Raw genomic sequence first — 20,001 nt, forward strand, 5'->3', positions numbered from 1 at the left:
CGCCGCCTGTGCATCCATATCGCGGAATCCGTATTTTTTCCTACTCGCATCCGCTCGGATTGAATCTGAAACTACCAGATTCAATCGGAATCCGTACAAGGGCTATGGGCCATGAGCCGTGAGCTATGGGAAAAAGCTGATGGCTCATGGCCCATAGCTCATGGCGTCAGAGCAGGCCGTGTCCTGATGTTCCGAAGACATTGAAGGCGACGTAGCTGCCGGATTGAAGCGCGGAGAAACGCCCCGCCGTTCCAGATATTTCCTTCTCCGGCCCCGCCTACGGTTCCTGCTCGCTGCGCCACTCGGGGTGGGCGTTGCGGTAGGCCCGCAGGGTACCGTCCATGAACGCCACGTAGAGGGTGCCGCTCGCCGCCAGCGGGGTCGCCTGCACGCCGCTGCGTTCGCGGCAGCTCCAGCGCACCTCGCCGCTGAGCACGTCGAGCGCCAGCAGTTCGCCCTGCTCGGTCGCCAGAAACACCAGCCCCGCGCTGATGACCGGGCTGGCGGTGACGCGGCCCTCCAGGGTGCGTTCCCACAGGTCCTCACCGTCCGTCAGCCGCAGGCCGCGCACCTTGCCGCCCCAGCCCGCCACCACGACCACGCCGCCCGAAGCGTCCTCACCCGAACCCTCGGCGGGGGAGAACGGGCGCAGATCGGTTCCGGCCTCGGTCGGCAGCTCCAGCGCCGTGAGCGCGGGCGAGGCCCACACCTCGTCTTCCACGTCGTAGGTCCAGCGAATGGCGTCTTCACCGGCCAGCGCCGCCCGGCCATTCTGGATTTCCAGGGCCAGGGCGTGAACCTCGCCTTCCCAGGTGGCGATGACCAGCGTGGCCTTGCCGGGGGGACCGGGCAGCAGTGCGGGTGTGGCGTGAACGGTGCCCACCTCCACCTTCCACAGCGGCGTGCCGGACCGGGCGTCGAGGGCGTGCAGCCAGCCGGTTTCGTCGCATTGCAGCGCGGCCCCCGCCCACACGAGCGGGCTGGCGGCCAGCGACCCCCCGGCGCGGTAGGCCCAGGCGAGTTCGCCGGTGCGCAGGCTCAGGGCGTGCAGGTGACCGTCGCGGCTGGGCGCGAGCAGCCGCCCGCCCCACACCGTGGGCGCCCCGGTGAACTCGGCGCGGGCCTGATGGCGCCAGACCTCGCTGCCGCTCTGAAGCTCCACCCGGCGCAGCGTGCCGTCCCAGGCGCCGTAGAGCACGTGCCCGCCGATCAGGGTGGCGGGGGCCGTCACCTCGTCGCGGGCCGCGTAGGTGGCAAAGGGCCGCCCGGAGGTGTGGGTCAGCACCAGTTGCCCGCCCCGGGTGCCCACCGCCACCAGGTCGCCCTCGCCCACCACGGCGGCGGGCCAGGTCACTTCTCCGGGCAGCGCCACGCTCCAGACCTCCTGCATGTCGGAAACGCGGGCCGGGCCGTCGGGGTGCTCGCCGCTGCGGGTCCGGCCCCCCCGGTACTGTCCCCGGGCGTGGGTGGTCCACAGGTCGCGCCGGGCCAGCGCCCACAGGTGGGCCAGCGCCGCGCCGCTCTGGGGCCTTCGGTCTGCCCGTTTCGCCAGCAGCCACAGCAGCACGCGCGCCACCGCGTCGGGCACCGCCGGGTTGAGGTCACGCGGGTCGGGCACCGGCTCGTAGACGTGCTGGTAGAGCACGCTCTGGTCGCTGTCACCCACGAACGGCGGGCTGCCGCACGCCACCCGGTACAGCACCGCGCCCAGCGCGTAGAGGTCGCTGCGGGCGTCCACGCCGCCCCCCTTGGCCTGCTCGGGCGCCATGTAGGCGGGCGTGCCCAGCGTCACCCCGCTGCGGGTGAGGTGCCGGGTCTGTTCGGACAGCGCCACCAGCCCGAAATCCATGATGCGCGGCAGCCCGCCAGCGTCGAGCAGCACGTTGCCCGGCGTCAGGTCACGGTGCACGATGCCGTGGCTGTGCACGTGATGCAGCGCCCGCGACGCGAAGGCGGCGGCAGTCAGAAAGCGGGCGAGCGGCCCCGGCGCGTCTTCCAGCGGCCCCAGCCGGGTAATCGGCCCGCCGGTGAGCAGCGGCATGGTGAAAAAGGGCCGCCCGGCGCCCGGTTCCTGTCCCAGGTCGAGCACCGGCACCACGCCGGGGTGCGTGAGCCGCGCCAGGGTCCGCACCTCGCGCAGAAAGCGGCTGCGGTCGGACTCGGGCAGGTGGTCGTGCATCATCTTGAGCGCCACCTCGCGTCCCATCAGCACGTCCTGGGCGCGGTACACCTGGGCGCTGCCGCCTTCACCTAGCAGGGCGAGCAGTTCGTAGCGCCCGGCCAGCAGGGTTCCAGGGGTCAGGGGCATAACCCGCGGAGTCTAGCCGCTGCACATGAAAAGCGCTGCGGAGCAGGGGAGGGCAGGGCCACCGACCCAAAGGCACCGGACACGACTTTTCGTTTCTTTCCCGGCGCTACACTCCGCCGGTGCATTCGCCCCCTTCCGTTCCCCTGGTCTGGACCCTGCCCGGCGGCCTGACGCTGGCCTTCGAGCGCCGGGCCGGGCCAGGGTTCGCCTTCGACCTGCGGGTGCCGCTCGGCAGTGCCCACGACCCGCTGGGCGAGGAAGGCAGCCTGGCGGTGCTGGAGGAGTGGCTCTACAAAGGAGCGGGCGGACGCGACGCCCGGCAGCTTCAGGACGCTTTCGACGACCTGGGCGTGCGCCGGGGCGGCGGGGTCGGCCTGGAAGCCACCCGGGTGCATGTCAGCGGCTTGCGGGCCGACCTGAGCGCGGCGCTCTCGCTGGTGGCCGACGTGGTCACGCGCCCCGAGCTTCCCGCAGCGGAGGTGCCGGTGCTGCTCGACCTCGCCCGGCAGGACCTGGAGGCGCTGGACGACAGCCCCACCGACCGGCTGGCGGTGCAGGCGCGGGCGGCCACCTTTCCCCGGTTGCCGGGCGACCCCGGCGCGGGATTCGGGCACCCGGTCAGCGGCACCCGCGCCGGACTGGAGCGCCTGAGCGCGGCGTCGCTGCGGGCACACTGGGCGCGGTTCGGGCAACGTGGCAGCGTGCTCGGCGTGGTGGCCGACGCCGACGCCCAGGAAGTCTACGACCTCGTGGCGAACCTTTTCGCCGACTGGCAGCCCGGCGAGGACCGGCCCATGCCCGCGCATTTTCAGCCTGGGCTGCGGCTGCACCTGCCGTCCGCGGTGGGCGAGCAGACGCACCTGAGCCTGGTGGCCCCCGGTCCCGGCCCGCGTGACCCCGGCTGGCTGCCCTGGCAAGTGGCGCTCACGGCGCTGTCGGGGGGCAGTGCCAGCCGCCTGTTTACCCGCGTGCGCGAGGAGCGCGGCCTGGCCTACGAGGTAAGCGCCTCGCCGCTCGTCCTCGGCGGCGAAGGTTTCGTCAGCCTGTACGCGGGCAGCACCCCCCCGAGCGCGGCGGAAACGCTGGCGGTGCTGCTGAACGAACTCGGGCGCTTGCCGCAGGGCCTGACCGAGGCCGAGTTCCGCCGCGCCCGCACGGGGCTGACCACCGGCGTGGTGTTCGGCGCCGAGAGTCTGCGGGGCCGCGCCTACGCCCTGACCCGCGACCTCGCGCTGTTCGGGCGGGTCCGCACACCGGGCGAGGTCCGCGCCGAGCTGGGCGCCCTGACGCTGGAACAGGTCAACGGCTTCCTGGCGAACTACCACCCGGCGCCCCAGACGACGGTGGTGTCGCTGGGGCCGGGGGCCGTGACCCCCACCCTGGCGGTGAGCGCGTGAGTCTGCCCACCTGCGAGCGGCTGCCGAGCGGCCTCACCCTGCTGCTCGACCCCGACCCGCAGGCCCTGAGCGTGGCGGCGGGGTACTTCGTGGCGACCGGAGCGCGGGACGAACCTGCCGATGAGATGGGTGCGAGCCACTTTCTCGAACACCTGATGTTCAAGGGGTCCGAGCGGCTGAGTGCCGCCGCGCTCAACGAGCGCCTCGACGACCTCGGCGGGCAGGCCAACGCTTTTACTGCCGAGGAAGCCACCGTCTACCACGCCGCCGCCCTGCCCGAGTGCGCCGCAGATTTGCTGGACACCCTCACCGAGTTGATGCGCCCGGCGCTGCGGCCTGCGGACATCGAACCCGAGCGCGGCGTGATTCTGGAAGAAATCGCCATGTACGCCGAGCAGCCCGGCGTGCGGGTGGCCGAGGCGCTGCGGCGCGAGTGCTGGGGCGAGCATCCCCTTTCACACCAGATTCTGGGCACGCCCGACACGCTGCGGCGGCTGGACCGCGCCGCGCTGGAGCGGCACTTCGCGGCCCGTTACGGCGCCGAGCGGGTCACGCTGGTGGTCAGCGGCGCCTTCGACCCGGCGGCGGTGCGGGCCTGGGCCGGGCGCGAGCTGGCGAACTGGCGGCCCGGCCTGCCCGCTGTTCCCCAGGCGGCGCCCGCGCTGCGCCGCGCAGGACAGGTCCGGTTCGTCGCGGACCCCGACCTGACGCGCACCCAGGTGGCCCTCGCGCTGCCGGGCCTTCCCGCCGGGCACCCGCTGCGCGAGGCCGCCGGACTGCTGGCCGAGCTGCTGGGCGGCGAAAACGGGGCGCTGTACTGGGCGCTGCTCGACACCGGGCTGGCCGACAGTGCCGACCTGGGGCACCTGGAATACCGTGACGCGGGCGTGTTCGAGGGCGGCTTTTCCTGTGACCCCGACCGGGCAGGCGAAGTACTGGCCCGCTACCGGACGGTCCTCGCTGCGGCAGACACGCTCATCACCGACGTGGCGGTGCGCCGCGCGGCCCGCAAAGCCGCCGTGTCGGTGCTGCTGCGCTCGGAGTCACCCCAGGGCCGCCTCTTTGCCCTCGGCATGGAGCAGCTGGCGACCGGTGAAGTCCGCACGCCTGACGAACTGGCCGGGCGTTACGCCGCCGTCACCCCGGAGCAGGTGCGCGAGGTGTTGCGGCTGTGCCCGCTGCGTGACCCGGTGGTGGTCGTGCTGGGGCCGCAGGCGCCCTGATACGGACGGGCACCTGTGTTGAACCCACCTGTGTTGAACGCCGTTCCCTGTCAGAAGTCTGCACGGCGGGGCGCGGCATACTCCGGGCTGTGTCCCCCACCTGGATGAATCGCCCCCACACCCTGGGTTCGCGCGTCGCGCTGGCCTGTCTGCGTCTGGGCGGCTGGACGCCTCTGCTCGCGCCGGCCCCCGGCCCCCGTTTCGTCGCTCCGGCGGCCCCACATACCGCCAATGCGGACTTCTGGGTGGGGCTGTTCTGGAAGTGGGCCACCCGCACGCCGGTTCACTTTGTAGGCAAACACACACTGTTCCGCTTTCCGCTGGGGGTGTTCATGCGGGCGGTGGGCGGCATCCCCATCAACCGGGACCGGCAGGGGGGCAACTTCGTGGACGCGGTGGTGGAGGTGATTCGGCGCGAACCCGAAATCGTCCTCGTCGTCGCCCCCGAGGGCACCCGCGCCCGCGCCGACTACTGGAAAACGGGCTTTTACTACATGGCGCTGGAAGCCGGAGTGCCGCTGGGCGTGGTGGCGCTCGACTGGAGCCGCAAGCAGGTGGGCGTGGTCGGCTACGTGACCCCGAGCGGCGACATCGACGCCGATTTCGCCGAGATTCGCCGCCTGCTCGAAGGGGTGCGCGGCAAGCATCCCCAGTTCGAGACCCCCGCCTTTCCCCGTCCCGCCGGGTCCCGGCCCCCGGCCTGAGGACAGAGGTGAGTGCTCCGCGCCCTGGCCCGGTTTGCCTGAAAACCGTGTTCTGCACGCTCAATCGTGCAGCCTGCCGCGCCGCGCTGGTGCAAACACAGGTCTGACGGCTGATACGGATTCCGCTTAATTCCTGCACAGTCGGGAAAGCGCCGCCTGTGCATCCATATCGCGGAATCCGTATTTTTTCCTACTCGCATCCGCTCTGCTTCGCAGCTTTGCAAGTCGGATTGAATCTGAAACTACCAGATTCAATCGGAATCCGTATGAGCTGACCGGCTGTTTTATAGTACGCAGGTATGCGGTCCGCCTCTTCCCCTTTTCTGGTCACGGGCCTGCTGACCGACGTGGGCCGCCAGCGGGCGGGGGGAGCGAATCAGGACGCCGCGCTCGCCTTGCCGTTGCCGCAGGGCGGCCTGTACGCGGTGGCCGACGGGATGGGCGGACACGCCGCCGGGGAACTCGCGTCGGCCCTGGCACTCGACACGCTCGCGCGGGTGTATGTCCAGGGCCGCGCCCAGCCTCCGGTGCGGCTGCTCGAGGCGGTGCAGGCGGCCAACCGGGCGGTGGTGCAGCGGGCGGTGGGCGAGTCGGTGGGCATGGGCACCACGCTGCTGGCGGTGGCGATCGACCGGGGCGCGGCGCTGATCGCACATGTGGGCGACTCGCGGGCCTACCTGCTGCGCGGCGGCGAACTGCTGCGCCTGACCGACGACCACTCCTGGGTGGCCGAGCAGGTCCGGATGGGGGTGCTGACCGAAGCCGAGGCCCAGCACCACCAGTGGCGCAGCGTGGTGAGCAACGCGCTCGGCGGCGAGGAACGGGTGCGGCTGGAACTGTTCGGGCTGGAGCTGCACCGGGGTGACCGCCTGCTGCTGTGCAGCGACGGCCTGAGCGGTGTGGTGCCCGAAACGGAGTTGCTGTGCGTGCTCTCGCGCGGCCTGCCACCGCAGGAAACCGTCACGCACCTGATCGAAGCGGCCAATGATGCGGGTGGTCCCGACAACATCACGGCGGTGGTCGTGGACGTGATGCTCTCGCGCCGCTTGCCCCGGTATCCCCTGCCCGAGTCGCCCGGCCAGGGTCCCGAGTACGCCGAGGTCCTGCTCAGCGCCCGCCGCAGCGGTGGCCTGCTGACCTACCTGCTGCTGACCCTGGCTTATTTCACCCTGCTGGGCGTGATGCTGATGCCTGACTCCAGCGGCGCCGTCGCCCTGAGCGGGCTGGGGCTGAGCCTGATGATTCTGGTCGGGCGCAACACGGTCTCGCGCCGCCGCCGGGCGCAGCGCCTGACGGAAGCGGGGCGGCGCCTGACCCCGGCCCAGAGTGGCGAGGACCGGCCCGCCCTGAACAGGCAACTGCCCTGAACCTCGCTCTGGCCCGCGCCGGGCTGACGTACAGTACGGAGCATGAAAGACATCGTGCAGACGGACCGTGCGCCCGCCGCCATCGGCCCCTACAGCCAGGCCGTGACCTTCGGCAATCTGGTGGTCACCAGCGGGCAGATTCCGCTGACGGCCCAGGGCGAACTCGTCGCGGGCGGCATCGCCGAGCAGACCGAGCAGGTCATCCAGAACCTGAGAGCGGTGCTGGCCGCTGCCGGGACCGATCTGGACCGCGTGGTCAAGACCACCGTGTTTCTGGCCGACATGAACGAGTTCGCTGCCATGAACGCCGTGTACGAGCAGCACTTCGCCGCGCCCTATCCGGCCCGCAGCACCGTGCAGGTGGCCAGGTTGCCGCGCGACGTGCGGGTCGAAATCGAGGTGCTGGCCGAGCGGCACTGAGCGCCCCTGACCGCGCCCCTTCCCTGCGCCCCAACTGTTCCCTATGACTTGGCAGCGCCCCCCGATCCGTGAAATGGTCTGGGGGTGTTCGTTTTGCCCGTCCGCTTCGAGCGGAGTCCCCGATTGCATCCCATGCTCAGCGAGTCCCCGTACCCTGTGGGCACGCGGGTGGTCGTGCAGGGCAAGCGCGGCCCCGAAATCGCTGCCGTGCGCGGCGAAGCGGGCAGGCCCGAGGCGCAGGCCCGCTACGGCGCGGTGCTCCGGGCCGCGACTCCGGGCGACCTCGACACCTGGGAAGAACTGCACCGCCGCGCCGAAGACCTGAAGTGGCTGCTGCGTGCCCGCGCCCGTGAGCGGGAGCTGCCGGTCAAGCTGGTGGCGGTGGAGTTCACGCTCGACGAGTCCCTCGTCACCATCAGTTACAGCGCCGAGGAACGCATCGAACTCAGCAGCCTGATCGGGGAGCTGCGCGGCCACACCCGCGCCCGTGTCAACTTCGCCGCCATCGGCCCGCGTGAGCAGGCGCAGATGCTCGGCACGCTGGGGGCCTGCGGGCGCGAGAACTGTTCCAGCACCCACCTTCAGGACTTCGCGCCGGTCAGCATCCGCATGGCGCGCGACCAGCAGCTTCCCCTCAACCCCGAGAAACTCAGCGGGCCGTGTGGCCGCCTGCTGTGCTGCTTGCAATACGAGCACGAGCAGTACCTCGACCTGCTGCGCGACCTGCCGCGCAAGAACGCCAAAATGTGCCATGAGGGCAGCGGCGCCTGCGGCAAGGTGACCAAGCTGCATCCGCTGGCCGGCACGGTGGACCTTCAGACCGACCAGGGCACCCTGCAAGGCGTCCCCGCCAGCGAACTGCGCCGCGCCCCGGACGCGGGAGCCGGGCGAGGACCACGCCGCGAACCGCGCGAGGCGCCCGCACCGACAGACTGAGAAGTATTCCGGTTGAGCAGTGTTGCGAGAACTGCGAAACTCGACTGGAAAAGCGACAAACGGAACGTCTGGACAGTCAGAGAAGGGGAAGCTTTCCGGCAACCACTGGAAAGCCTCCCCTTCCGCCTCCTGTTCAGATGGAGCGCACGAACTGGGCCGGGCGCTTCTGCTTGAAGGCGGTCACGCCCTCCTCGTGTTCCCAGTGGTCGCCCGCGAGCTGCTGCAACTCGGCTTCCAGGTCGAGCGCCTGGTCGAGCGTGCTGGTCAGGGCCGCATTCAGCGCCTGCTTGGTCAGCTTCAGGGCGTGGGCGGGCCGGGTCGCCAGCCGCTCGGCGTAGGCCTGCACGTCGTCGCGGAACGTTTCGTCGGGAAACACCTGTTCGCACAGGCCCAGGCGCAGCGCGTCCTCGGCGCGCACCTTCTCGGCCAGCGCCATCAGTTCGAAGGCGCGGTGGTAGCCCACCAGCCGGGGCAAAAACCAGGTGCTGCCGCTGTCGGGGACCAGGGCAATGTTGGAAAAGACTTCGATGAGGCTGGCCCCCTGCGCCCAGAGCCGCACGTCGCCCGCCAGTGCCAGACTCGCGCCCGCGCCCGCCGCCACGCCGTTGACCGCGCTGATGACGGGCTTGCTCAGGCCCCGGATGGTGCGGACCAGCGGGTTGTAGGTGTGGTTCAGGTGCTCGGTGAAGGTCATGCCGCGCCCCGACACGTCGCCCAGGTCCTGTCCGGCGCAAAAGCCCCGTCCGGCCCCGGTGATGACCACCACGCGCACCGAGGGGTCGGCGTCGGCCCGTTTCAGCTCGTCGGTCAGGGTCAGCAGCAGGTCGTCGTTGGCCGCATTGAGCTTGCTTTCGCGGTTGAGGGTCAGGGTACGGACGGCTGAGCGGTCCGAAACCAGAATCACAGGTTGTTCCATGAACCCAGGCTACCGCTATGCTCGCCCCGATGCTTGACCCTGACCCCGCGCCCGCCGCTGTTCCTACCGTGCTGGCCCTCGACGTGAGCAAGTCGCGCATCGGCTTTGCGACCAACGCGGGCCGACTCGCCTTTGGCCGGGGCAGTGTGGACCGCAAACGCCTGCCTCTGGACCTCAAGGCCGTGCGCCTGAAGGTCGAGGAAACCGGCGCCGAGCGGCTGCTGCTGGGGCTGCCCCTGCGTACCGACGGCAAACCCAGCCCGGCGGCGGACCGGGTGCGGGCCTTTGGCCGGGTGCTGGAAGAAAAAGGCTACGTGGTCGCGTACCAGGACGAGCGCTTCACCACCCAGCGGGCACGGGCGCTGGGCGCGGCGGACGAGGACGAGGCGGCGGCGGTGCAGATTCTGGAGCTGTGGCTGCTGAACGAAAAGCCCTGACGACAAAAGTTGCCAGGACGGATGAGAACACACTGGAATGGATGTGGCCTGAGCCGAACCTGCCCTGACACTTGCAGGGCTGACCAGAATCTGATGTTAGATAAAGCAAACTTCCCGTTTTAGACGGCAATTTTCTTGACACTCGCTCAAGCCGCTCCTTATACTTGCCACCAGGATTTCACTTTGAGTTAACCTGGGTTAATCGGCCCGGGGCGAGTTGGAAGGACAGGAAACTCGGAAACTGGATCCCGTAAGACCCGCTGTACCGGCAGAAGAACTCAGGAACTCGAACTGAAAGTTCCATCCTCGGAGGAAGTATATGAAGAAAAGCATCTCTCTGATGGCCTTGACGGGCATTCTCACCCTCGCGTCCTGCGGCCAGAACGGGACCACTCCCGTCAACTGCACCCCTCCCCAGGTGGAGCAGAACGGCGCCTGCGTGACGCCCGATGCTCCCAAGCCTGATCAGGGCACTCAAACTGCTGTCCTGACCATTGACCTGGTGGGCGCAGCCACTGCTCCTGTGACCATCAAGGACGCGACTGGCGCTGTGGTGTCCGGCTACAACAACGCCTACGTGCGCGACGGCGAAACCATAACGCTGGCCCGTGGTCAGTACACCGTTCTGGGTGGCAACACCCTGACCGCCGTGGCGCCTGTTGACGCCAAGGCTGCCGACCTGCGTAACGGCAACGCGACCGTGACCCTGAACTACGCCACCAACGAAGCGCGCACGGGTGCCTTCTACGTGAACGGTGAGGGCCAGCGCGTGTACTTCAACGCCGACCCCGCCAAGCTCCGTGCAGATATCGCTGCTGGCAAGTTCCGTTTCTCCTCGTGGCTGGAAAACCGTGATGGCGGCATCACCGTCGGTAACAACACTGTGACTGGTGTCCCCACCGATGCCGAGCGTACCGAATACGCGCCCATCAATACCCAGAACATCGTCGGTGCTTACACCGAGTACAACGACAACGGCGTGTGGCGCCCTGTCGTGAACTCGGAAGTACAGATGGAAATTCTGGAGCAGCGTGGCAACGTCCGCTTTGCGGCTGCCGACGACCAGGACCGCAGCACCATGGCGCCCCTGGACATCACCAGCAACGCTCTGTCCTCCCGCAGCTGGACCAACCTTTCCACCGACCCCAACTACATCCCCTACCCCAACAGCGCGACCTACCCGGCCTACAACCGCACCGGCGTGGCGGCCCCCAACACCACCGGCTACACCTGGGCCGCTCTGAACCACGACCCCAAGTTCGCCACCCCTGGCGCTGACGGCATCGCCGCTTCCGCTCGCATCCGCGCCATCGGCTTCGTCAACGGCATCGAAATCGACAAGCAGTTCCTGAACAAGAACTACGTCGCGAGCGCCCAAATCGAAGTCATCAAGGAAGTTGTTGTCCTCGACCAGCGCCAGCGGGACATCGTGGTGAGCAGCCTGGGTGACGCCAACCCCACCTACGAACCCGGTCAGGAAGTGGGCATCCGCATCCGCATCGTCAACCGTGGTCAAGCCGCCGCTACCAACATTAGCCTGACGGAAGCTCTTCAGAGTGGCGACACCCAGAACTACGCCATCGGCTTCTCGCCCGCTCTTCAGACGTACGCCGCAAACCAGGGCTTCACGAACATCGTCAGCACCGACGATAACTTCACAGCCACCCTGCCTACCCTGGCTGCCGGTGAAACCCGCGACATCGTCTTCGTGGCAACCGGTGCTCGTGACGGCACCTACTGCGACACCGCGACCATCAACAGCTACGTCAACGGCATCGGTCAGCTCAGCCCCGCCTACGTCGACAGCGCTGCTGGCAACCTCAACACCACCGGCAACCCCGCCGCTGGCCTGGCTGCCAACGTGGACGCCACCTGCTTCACCGTTAAGGGCGTGCCCGCTCTGTCCATCGTCAAGGAACTGGTCGATGCTCAGGGCCGCGTGATCCCCGACGGTACCCAGGTTGCCCGTAACGAAGCGGTCAACATCCGCGTGACCGTCCGCAACGGCGGCTCGGGTGTGGCCAACGGCATCACCGTTCAGGACCGACTCACCACGGGCACCGCCGCCAGCCACAGCATCACCCTGCCCCCCAACGCCAACGTCACGCCCGTGGGCGACGACGGCTTCAACTGGAACGTCGGCAGCCTGCCTGCCGGTGGCGTGGCCGAGTACACCTTCGCCGCTCGTGGCAGCGCCGACGGCCGCTACTGCGACACCGTCACCCTGGCGAGCACCAACGTCACCCCCATCAACACCACCGACAGCGCCTGCTTCAACGTGGCGACTGCTCAGCTGGAAATCAGCAAGACCAACGACCCCCGCGTTGACCTCACTGGTGGCGACAGCTACACCAGCACCATCATCGTGCGCAACACCGGCACCCTGGCCGCTCAGAACATCGTCGTGCGCGACCTGCTGGGCCGCCTGAGCACCAACCAGAACGTTCAGGTCAACTTCGCTTCCGGCCGTTACGTGCTGGTCGTCCGCGACCCCGCCACCGGCGAACTGCGCGAAGAAACGACCCCCGGCGGTGTCGTGGTCGATGGCGCTGCGCCCAACGCCACTGTGCGCACCCTGGGCCGCGCCACGCCTGACACCGGCATCACCCTCAACCCCGGCGAGTCCATCGTACTCAACGTGGTCTCGACCATCCCCGCTGGGACGGCCCCCGGCCAGTACTGCAACGTGGCGACGGTCACTGCGGCTCCCAACGTGGTCTTCACCAACAACCGCGCCGAAGCCTGCGTGACCGTGACCCCGCGTGTCGCCATCCAGACCGAACTGTTCGACTCGGTTGACCTGATCGCCCCTGGCGAAGCCACTCTCTACACCGCAATTGGCTTCAACGAAGATCAGAGCACCGAAAGCCTCGTGAATAACATCTTCCGTTTCAATGTGGGTGTGCCTGAAGGGAGGACTGGTAATGGCGTCTTCACGACGTCGAACGTGAATGTCTACTACGATCCCACTGCGCTTGACCAGAACAGCGGTCAGGTTGTCTTCAACCTCGGTGGTGATACCCAGAACATCACTGGTCAGGCGCGTATCGAGCCTAACCCGGCCACCGGCCAGTTTACGGTTACGCTGCCTGCCAGCTTCGGCATCCAGCCTGGCGGCGCGGTCTTCGTGACGTTCAACGGTCAGGCTCCGGCCACTGCGACTCCCGGCTCGTACAACACGCTGCTGGAATGGACGAGCAACGGTCAGGTCAGCAATGCGGCCAAGACCGGCACCTCGCAGGAAGACACGACGGTTCGCCGTCAGTAAGCTTCTCCCCCCAAAAGAGCCTCCCTCCCCAGGGGGGCTTTTTTCGTTATCCTGGGCCTCTCACCGCCGCAGCCCTTAGCGAGAGCTTCTGCTCCCGCTGTCCTCGCGTTTCCAGTTCTGGAGGTTTCCCATGAGAAGCAACATGATGTCTGTCCCCCTCACCGTTCCGTTCATTCTCGAACGCGCCCGCACCATCTACGCCGGGCGCGAGGTCGTCAGCCTGCTGCCCGCAGGCAAGGACGCGCAGGGCCAGCCGGTGGCGCAGACCCACCGCACGACCTACGGCGAGGTGGCGGACCGGGCGCTGCGGCTGGGCGCGGCCCTGCAAGCCCTCGGCCTGCAACCCGGTGACCGGGTGGCGACGCTGGCGGTCAACTCGTTCCGGCACCTGGAGGCGTACCTGGGCGTGCCGAGCGCGGGCTTCGTGCTGCACACCGTCAACATTCGCCTGCACCCCGAGCAGGTGGCCTGGATTCTGAACCACGCCGGGGACCGGGTGCTGCTGATCGAAAACGTGTTTGCGGCGATGATTCCGGCCATCAAAGCAGCCTGCCCCAAGCTGGAACACATTTTCGTGCTGGGCGCCCTGCCGCAGGCGCTGCCCGGCATGGGCGACTACGACACGTGGGTGATGGGCCAGGAGCCGCTCGCGCAGTACCCGGAACTCGACGAGAATGCCGCCGCCGCCATGTGTTACACCAGCGGCACCACCGGCAACCCCAAGGGCGTGCTGTACTCGCACCGCTCCACCGTGCTGCACTCGCTGGTCAGTGCGCCCAAGGACGCGCTGAACGTGGGCGAGGCCGACGCCGTGCTGCCCATCGTGCCTATGTTTCACGTCAATGCCTGGGGGCTGCCCTACACCTGCGCCATGTACGGGGCCAAGCAGCTGTTCAGCGGGATTTTCACCGACGGCAAGACGCTCGCCCGCCTCATGCAGGACGAGGGCGTCACCATCACGGCGGGTGTGCCGACCATCTGGATGGGGCTGCTCAACGAACTTGACCGGGCGAAGGCCGACGGGCAGCCCTACGACCTGTCGAAGCTGAGCCGCATCATCTCGGGCGGAAGCGCCGCGCCGGAAGCCATGATTCGGGCCTTCCAGGAACGGCACGACCTGTCGGTTCTCCAGGCCTGGGGCATGACCGAAACGCATCCCCTCGGCACCGCCGCCTCCCTGCCGCCGGAGGTGGACCTCCGCAGCGACGAGGGCTACGTGCTGCGGGCCAAGCAGGGTCGCCCGGTGCCGCTGATCGAACTGGAAATCGTGGACGACGACAACAACGTGTTGCCGCATGACGGCGTGTCTATGGGCCGCCTGCTGTGCCGTGGTCCCTGGGTGACCGACAGCTACTTCGGCGGCGAGGGGGCCAGCAACTTCCTGACCCTGAACGGTCAGCTGTGGTTCGACACCGGCGACATCGCCACGCTGGATGGGCGCGGCTACATGCACATTCAGGACCGTTCCAAGGACCTGATCAAGTCGGGGGGCGAGTGGATCGGGTCGGTGGAGCTGGAAAACGCGATCATGGCGCACCCGGCGGTCGCGCAGTGCGCCGTGATCGCCATGGACGACCCCAAGTGGGACGAGCGCCCGCTCGCCATCGTCGTCCTGCGGCCCGGCGAAGTGACGACCCACGAGCAGCTGGTGGAATTCATTGCCCCCAGATTCGCCAAGTGGTGGCTGCCCGACGCCACCGTGTTCACCGACGCCCTGCCCATCGGGGCCACCGGCAAGTTCCTCAAGCGTGAGTTGCGCGAGGAGTACCGGGGCTACGGCCAGAAGGACTTTCCGCAACGCCAGGGCTGACCCCCGGTTCTGGTGCGGCCCGGTTCCTGGGCCGCCCGCTTCGTCCGCCGCCCAGACAACCGGGCGGCGGTTTCCGTGCGGCCCCGCCGTAGAATGCCCCGCATGGCTGTTTCGGTGCGTGGGCAACAGGTGACGTTCACTCCCCCGGCGGGCGCGACCGGGCTGATCGGAGACATGACCGACTGGCGCAAGGCCCCGCCGCTGCCGGTGGTGGCCGGGCAGCCCCTGACGCTGACCCTGCCGCGTGGCGCCTGGGTGGAATACGCCTGGGTGGACGCAGAGGGCGAGCCGTTTGCCGACCCCGACAACGACCGCAAGTCGCTCAATCCCTGGTGGACCTACCCCCGCGCCGCCGTGGTGGGGGAGTACGCCCGGCATCCGCTGTGGCAGCGGCCCGACGCGACCCGCAAGGGCACCACCCACCGCCTGAACTGGGAGGGCCGCGTCTTTCCCGGCAAGCGCCGCGCCATCGTGCATCTGCCGCACGGCTCCGCGCCCGGAGCGGCGCTGCCGATTTACTACGTTCAGGACGGCGTGGCGTTTTACCGCGTGGGACAACTCGGGGAACTGCTCGACCGGGCGGTGGAAGCGGGCGAGGTGGAGGGCGCCGCGCTGGTCTTCGTGGAACCCGGCGACCGCAACGAGGAGTACTACCTCAACGACCGCTACCTCGATTTTCTGCGTCAGGAGGTGTTTCCGCAGGTGGAAGGGCCACTGGCGACCCCCAGCGTGCGTGGGCTGTGGGGGGCCAGCCTGGGCGGGCTGATTTCGCTCTACCTCGGCAGCCGTCACCCCGAGCTGTTCGGGCGGGTGGTGAGTCATTCCGGCGCCTTCATCGCCCGGCCCGGCGCGGCGTATGAAAACGGCGTCATCGACACCACCACGGCGGGCGAGTGGTTGCGCGAGCAGCTCACTGCTGACCTGCCCCGGCACGTGCGCGTGAGCCTCGACACCGGCACCCTGGAATGGCTGACCGGCCCCAACCGCCGCATGGCCGCGCTGCTGGCCGACGAAGGGATGGACCATCAGTACCGCGAGTACCCCAGCGGACACAACTGGGTCACCTGGCGCGAGGCGTTGCCCGAGGCGCTGCTCTACATGCAGGGCGCGGCCCGCTGAGACATGCGGCCTGCCCTCATCCCGGCATCAGGGGGGGGCGGCATAGTCGGGAGTGCATCATGTCTACTTTTCGCAGCCTGGCCCTGACTTTCGCGCTGCTCGGGAGCGCCGGAGCGTCCACCTTGACCTACCCCGCCACCACCGTCACCCTTCACGAACGCGCCGCCGACTGGCAGAGCGCCGAACTCAGCGGCCTGGTACGCCAGGGCGACGCCGTTACGGTGCCGGGGGGCATCGGCAGCGGCACCCTGACCTCGGCCCCGCTGACGGTGGCGGCCTTCGACCAACTGGTGCCGTCGTGGAACGGCTCCACCGGAGGGGGAGGCAGCCTGACCCTGGAAGTGCGGGTGGGGCTGGCGAAAGGCGGGTGGAGCACCTGGTATTCCTTCGGGACGTGGAGCGCCGCCGAGGGCCGCACCAGCCTCGACGGGCAAAAGGACAGTGCCGGACAGGTGCTGACCGACACGCTGCGGCTCAGCGCCCGGGCGACCACCCTGCAGTACCGCGTCACCCTGCGCGGCCCGGGCACGGCGCTGCGGCTGCTGGGCCTGACGACCACCGACTGGGCGCGGCGCTCCGAGCGGCTGGGCGAGCCGAGTGACCGCCAGGCCTGGGGCCGCATCGGGGTGGTGCCGCAGCGCTCGCAGATGCTGTACCCCGGCGGCGGCGAAGCGTGGTGCAGCCCCACGAGTGTGAGCATGATTCTGGCGGCGCAGGGCAAGGACGTGGCGGTGCCGCAGGCCGCTTCCGGCACCTATGACCGGGCCTACGACGGCACCGGCAACTGGTCGTTCAACGTGGCGTACGCGGGCGAACAGGGGATGCGGGCCTTCGTGACCCGGCTGCCGAGCCTGAGCGCCGCCGAGAAGTACACCGCCGCCGGGTTTCCGCTGGCGGTCAGTCTGGGCTGGAAAAAGGGCGAGTTGCCCGGCGCCCATCTGCCGAGCAGTACGGGGCACCTGATGGTCCTGATCGGCTTCGACCCGCAGGGCAACCCGGTGCTCAACGACCCGGCGGCGCCCACCGACGCGGGCGTGCGCATCGTCTACCCCCGCGCCGCTTTCGAGAAGCTGTGGCTGGCGCACAGCGGCGGGCTGGGCTACGTGATCGCGCCGCCCACCGCCACGCTGCCCTGAGCCGCACCCCCTGACTGGCCTGCGCGTTAAGCTGCCCCATGCGCTTTCCCACCGCCTGTCCCCACTGCACGCGGGAAATTCAGGCCGAGTTCACCGACAGCCATATCCATGACCTGACCTGCCCCCACTGCGGCGGCAGGTCGTGTGTGTTCGTGCGCAAGCAGAAATTCGAGCTGCTGTTCGACCTCGGCACGCGGGCGCTGATGGACGGCTACGCGCGGGAGGCGGTGGCGAGCTTCGCGGCGGCGCTGGAACGTTTTTTCGAATTCTATGTCAAGGCACACGCGCTGGAGGGGGCAGCGGTGCGGGGCGGCGACTTCGGCGCGGCGCAGGCGACCCTGGACCGCACCTGGCGGCACGTCGCCAGCCAGTCCGAGCGGCAACTGGGCATGATGACCCTGGCCTACTTTCTGCGCGAAGGGCGCGAGCCGGACTTTATGGACGGCAAAAGCCTGGGCAGCGACTTTCGCAACCGGGTGATTCACCGCGGCTACCTGCCGACCCACGCCGAGGTGGAGGCCTACGCCGCCCGCGTCTTTTCCCTGATTGACCGCCTGCTGACCGAACTCGGCCCCAGCGCCGCGCACGCCGAGCTGCTTCAGGAACTTACCTTCGCCGCCCACCTGGAAACGCTGCCCGACGACGTGACCGCCGTGTTCGAGGAGCACCCCGGCATGTTCCGGGCGCGGCGCTTCGGGGGGGAGGGTCCGGTCAGTGCGCCCCGCACCCCCGGCGAGAAAAAGGCGCTGGGGCCAGCACCCAGCCTCAACGACGGCCAGAAGTTTCAGCAGGCGCTGCGCGAGCGCGGGCAATTGCTGCGGGCCTTCAAGGGAGAAAAGACGCTTCCGTAGCCGCTTCGCCCGCCAGTGCTCCTTCCAGAAAGGCCCATATGTCGGCGGCTTCCTCGATCAGCAGGGCGGTGGGTTTGCCGGCCCCATGCCCGCCCCGCGTCTGAATGCGGATGAGGGTCGGGGCCTCGCCCGATTGCACGCGCTGCAACTCGGCGGCGAATTTGTAGGAGTGGGCGGGCACCACCCGGTCGTCGTGGTCGCCGGTGGTGATGAGGGTGGCGGGGTAGCGCGTTCCTTCTGTGAGGTTGTGCAGCGGCGAGTAGGCCAGCAGCGTGGCGAACATGTCCGGGTCGTCGCTGCGCCCGTAGTCGCTCGCCCACGCCCAGCCGATGGTAAAGAGGTGGTAGCGCAGCATATCGAGGACGCCGACCTGCGCCACCGCCGCCCCGAACAGCTCCGGGCGCTGCGTGATGGACGCGCCGACGAGCAGCCCGCCGTTGCTCCCCCCCTGAATGGCGAGGCGCTCCGGGCGGGTCCAGCCCTGCCGGGTCAGGTGCTCGGCGCAGGCAGCGAAGTCGTCGAACACGTTCTGCTTTTGCCTCAGCGTTCCCGCCTCGTGCCAGCTTTCGCCGTACTCGCCGCCGCCGCGCAGGTTGGCCTGCACGAACACGCCGCCGCGTTCCAGCCACGCCAGCCGCGAAGCGCTGAAAGCCGGCGTCAGGCTGATGCCGAAGCCGCCGTAGCCGTAGAGCAGCGTTCGGTTGCTGCCGTCCCTGGGGGCGCCCTTGCGGGCCACGATGAACATCGGCACGCGGGTGCCGTCGGGGCTGACCGCGAACTCCTGCGTGACCTCGTAGGCGCCGGCGTCGAAGTTCAGGGCGGGGTCGGCCAGCGGTTCCAGAGCGCCGCCGGGCAGTTCCAGCCGGTAGGGGCGGGTGGGCTGGAGAAACGACGTGAAGGCGACGAACACCTCGGGGCTGCTCTGCCGGGCGCTGACCATCACCGTGCCGAGGGTGGGCAACTCGATTTCACGCTGGCGCTGGCCCGCGCGGTCGTGCAGGGTCAGGCGGTGGCTGGCGTCGTGCAGCGTGACGGTCAGGAACCCGCCGGGCACCGTCAACACCTGTTCGAGCTTGTCTACGCCCTGCGCGATGAGGTCGCGGCGCTCGCCCGTGCGGATGTTCCAGGCCGTCAGCTTGCCCAGGGGCGCGTCCTCGTCGGTGTGGAGGTAGAGAGTATCGCCGTCGTTGCCGACCACCTGGAACATGGCCCGGAAGTCGTCCACGAGGGGCTGAAAGTCGCCGCTGCCGGGGCCATGTTCACCCAGGGGCCGCACCCACAGCAGGTTCTTGGGACTGGTGCCCAGCCACACCTGCACCACCAGCCACGCGCCGTCGTCGGTCACGTCGGCAGAAAAGCCCCAGTCGGGCTGGTCGGGACGCTGCAACACCAGTTCGTCGGCGCCTTGCGCGCTGCCCAGGCGGTGAAACATCAGCCGCTGATTCCTGTTCGCGCCGGTCAGCGCCTCGCCCTCGCCCGGGGCGTCGTAGGCGGAATAAAAGAAGCCGCTGCCGTCCGGGAGCCACGCCGCACCGCTGAACTTGCTCCAGCGCAGCGGCCCGCCCACGTCCTGCCCGCTCGCCACGTCGCGCACCTGCCAGGTCAGCCAGTCGCTGCCGCCGCTCTGGGTGGCGTAGGCGAGCCGCGCTCCGTCCCGGCTGACCGACGCGCCCATCAGGGCCACCGTGCCGTCGCCGCTCAGGCCGTTGGGGTCGAGCAGGTCGCGCCAGGGGCCACTCGGCGAGTCGGCGGTTTGCAGCACCGGCTGGGCCAGCAGTCCCGGATTGAAGCTGCGGAAGTACCGCCCGCCGCGCTCCCAGGGCAAGCCGTCGCGCGGGTAGTCCCAGAGCGCGGTCAGGCGCTCACGGTAAGCGGCGCGGGCAGGCAGGGCCGACAGAAAGTCTTCCGTCCGCTCGTTCTGGGCCTGCACCCAGCGCCGCGTTTCCGGGCTGTCCGGGTCTTCCAGCCAGCGGTACGGGTCGGGCACCCGGACCTCACGGCCCTCGGCGTCGCGGTATACGTCGGCATGGTCGCCACGCGGCGACTCCGGGTAGGGTGTTGACATAAGCACATCATGTCATCAATGGTGCGGACAGTTTCGAGGGGGTA

At 68.9% G+C, this 20,001-nt stretch carries 14 protein-coding genes and 1 pseudogene; 12 read left to right on the plus strand and 3 right to left on the minus strand.

The genetic code is table 11. The annotated features are described in order from the left end of the window. Positions 1 to 277: 277 nt before the first annotated feature. Positions 278 to 2,308, minus strand: a complete 2,031-nt coding sequence (gene rqkA / locus G6R31_RS12235; RefSeq protein WP_017870497.1) for a DNA damage-responsive serine/threonine-protein kinase RqkA — start codon at positions 2,306 to 2,308, stop codon at positions 278 to 280. A gap of 119 nt (positions 2,309 to 2,427) precedes the next feature. Between rqkA and G6R31_RS12240 the strand changes: the two genes are divergently transcribed. From G6R31_RS12240 to G6R31_RS12265, 6 genes are all read left to right on the plus strand, one after another. Next, entirely contained in the window at positions 2,428 to 3,705 is a 1,278-nt protein-coding gene (locus G6R31_RS12240; protein ID WP_017870498.1) for a M16 family metallopeptidase, read from the plus strand. After that, entirely contained in the window at positions 3,702 to 4,928 is a 1,227-nt protein-coding gene (locus G6R31_RS12245; protein ID WP_017870499.1) for a M16 family metallopeptidase, read from the plus strand. Before G6R31_RS12240 ends, G6R31_RS12245 begins: the two co-directional genes overlap by 4 nt. Before the next feature lie 104 nt (positions 4,929 to 5,032). Next, complete coding sequence (locus G6R31_RS12250) at positions 5,033 to 5,632, plus strand: lysophospholipid acyltransferase family protein (protein ID WP_017870500.1); 600 nt, start codon at positions 5,033 to 5,035, stop codon at positions 5,630 to 5,632. A 299-nt stretch (positions 5,633 to 5,931) separates the two neighbouring features. After that, the gene (locus G6R31_RS12255; protein ID WP_017870501.1) at positions 5,932 to 6,999 is read left to right on the plus strand and encodes a PP2C family protein-serine/threonine phosphatase; all 1,068 of its coding nucleotides are present in this window, start codon (positions 5,932 to 5,934) and stop codon (positions 6,997 to 6,999) included. Positions 7,000 to 7,041: 42 nt separating this feature from the next. Beyond that, positions 7,042 to 7,419, plus strand: a complete 378-nt coding sequence (locus tag G6R31_RS12260) for a RidA family protein (RefSeq protein ID WP_017870502.1) — start codon at positions 7,042 to 7,044, stop codon at positions 7,417 to 7,419. A gap of 132 nt (positions 7,420 to 7,551) precedes the next feature. Continuing rightward, complete coding sequence (locus G6R31_RS12265; protein WP_017870503.1) at positions 7,552 to 8,355, plus strand: PSP1 domain-containing protein; 804 nt, start codon at positions 7,552 to 7,554, stop codon at positions 8,353 to 8,355. Positions 8,356 to 8,488: 133 nt separating this feature from the next. On the opposite strand, the gene G6R31_RS12270 is transcribed toward G6R31_RS12265, so the two are convergent. Then, positions 8,489 to 9,271: an enoyl-CoA hydratase-related protein gene (locus G6R31_RS12270; protein ID WP_017870504.1), complete on the minus strand. Its 783-nt coding sequence runs from the start codon at positions 9,269 to 9,271 to the stop codon at positions 8,489 to 8,491. Positions 9,272 to 9,288: 17 nt separating this feature from the next. Between G6R31_RS12270 and ruvX the strand changes: the two genes are divergently transcribed. The 6 genes and pseudogenes from ruvX (at position 9,289) to G6R31_RS12300 (ending at position 17,892) form a co-directional block, all read left to right on the plus strand. Next, positions 9,289 to 9,708, plus strand: a complete 420-nt coding sequence (gene ruvX, locus G6R31_RS12275) for a Holliday junction resolvase RuvX (RefSeq protein WP_017870505.1) — start codon at positions 9,289 to 9,291, stop codon at positions 9,706 to 9,708. 319 nt (positions 9,709 to 10,027) lie between these two features. After that, positions 10,028 to 11,968 (plus strand): annotated as a pseudogene (locus G6R31_RS17105) (hypothetical protein); the annotation flags it as partial. 1,138 nt (positions 11,969 to 13,106) lie between these two features. After that, the gene (locus G6R31_RS12285; RefSeq protein WP_025567156.1) at positions 13,107 to 14,786 is read left to right on the plus strand and encodes a long-chain fatty acid--CoA ligase; all 1,680 of its coding nucleotides are present in this window, start codon (positions 13,107 to 13,109) and stop codon (positions 14,784 to 14,786) included. A gap of 102 nt (positions 14,787 to 14,888) precedes the next feature. Continuing rightward, positions 14,889 to 15,905 (plus strand): alpha/beta hydrolase, encoded by a 1,017-nt coding sequence (locus G6R31_RS12290; RefSeq protein ID WP_017870507.1) that lies wholly within the window; start codon positions 14,889 to 14,891, stop codon positions 15,903 to 15,905. Between the two features lie 59 nt (positions 15,906 to 15,964). Continuing rightward, positions 15,965 to 17,041: a peptidase C39 family protein gene (locus tag G6R31_RS12295; protein ID WP_017870508.1), complete on the plus strand. Its 1,077-nt coding sequence runs from the start codon at positions 15,965 to 15,967 to the stop codon at positions 17,039 to 17,041. Positions 17,042 to 17,079: 38 nt separating this feature from the next. Continuing rightward, positions 17,080 to 17,892 carry a hypothetical protein gene (locus tag G6R31_RS12300; protein WP_017870509.1) on the plus strand — a complete coding sequence of 271 codons (813 nt, stop codon included), beginning with the start codon at positions 17,080 to 17,082 and terminating at the stop codon, positions 17,890 to 17,892. On the opposite strand, the gene G6R31_RS12305 is transcribed toward G6R31_RS12300, so the two are convergent. Beyond that, a complete protein-coding gene (locus G6R31_RS12305) occupies positions 17,867 to 19,957 on the minus strand; it encodes a prolyl oligopeptidase family serine peptidase (protein ID WP_017870510.1) in 2,091 nt (696 codons plus the stop codon). The genes G6R31_RS12300 and G6R31_RS12305 overlap by 26 nt on opposite strands. Positions 19,958 to 20,001: the final 44 nt, after the last annotated feature.

It is taken from the genome of Deinococcus wulumuqiensis R12 (assembly GCF_011067105.1).
GTDB classification, from domain to species: Bacteria; Deinococcota; Deinococci; order Deinococcales; family Deinococcaceae; genus Deinococcus; species Deinococcus wulumuqiensis.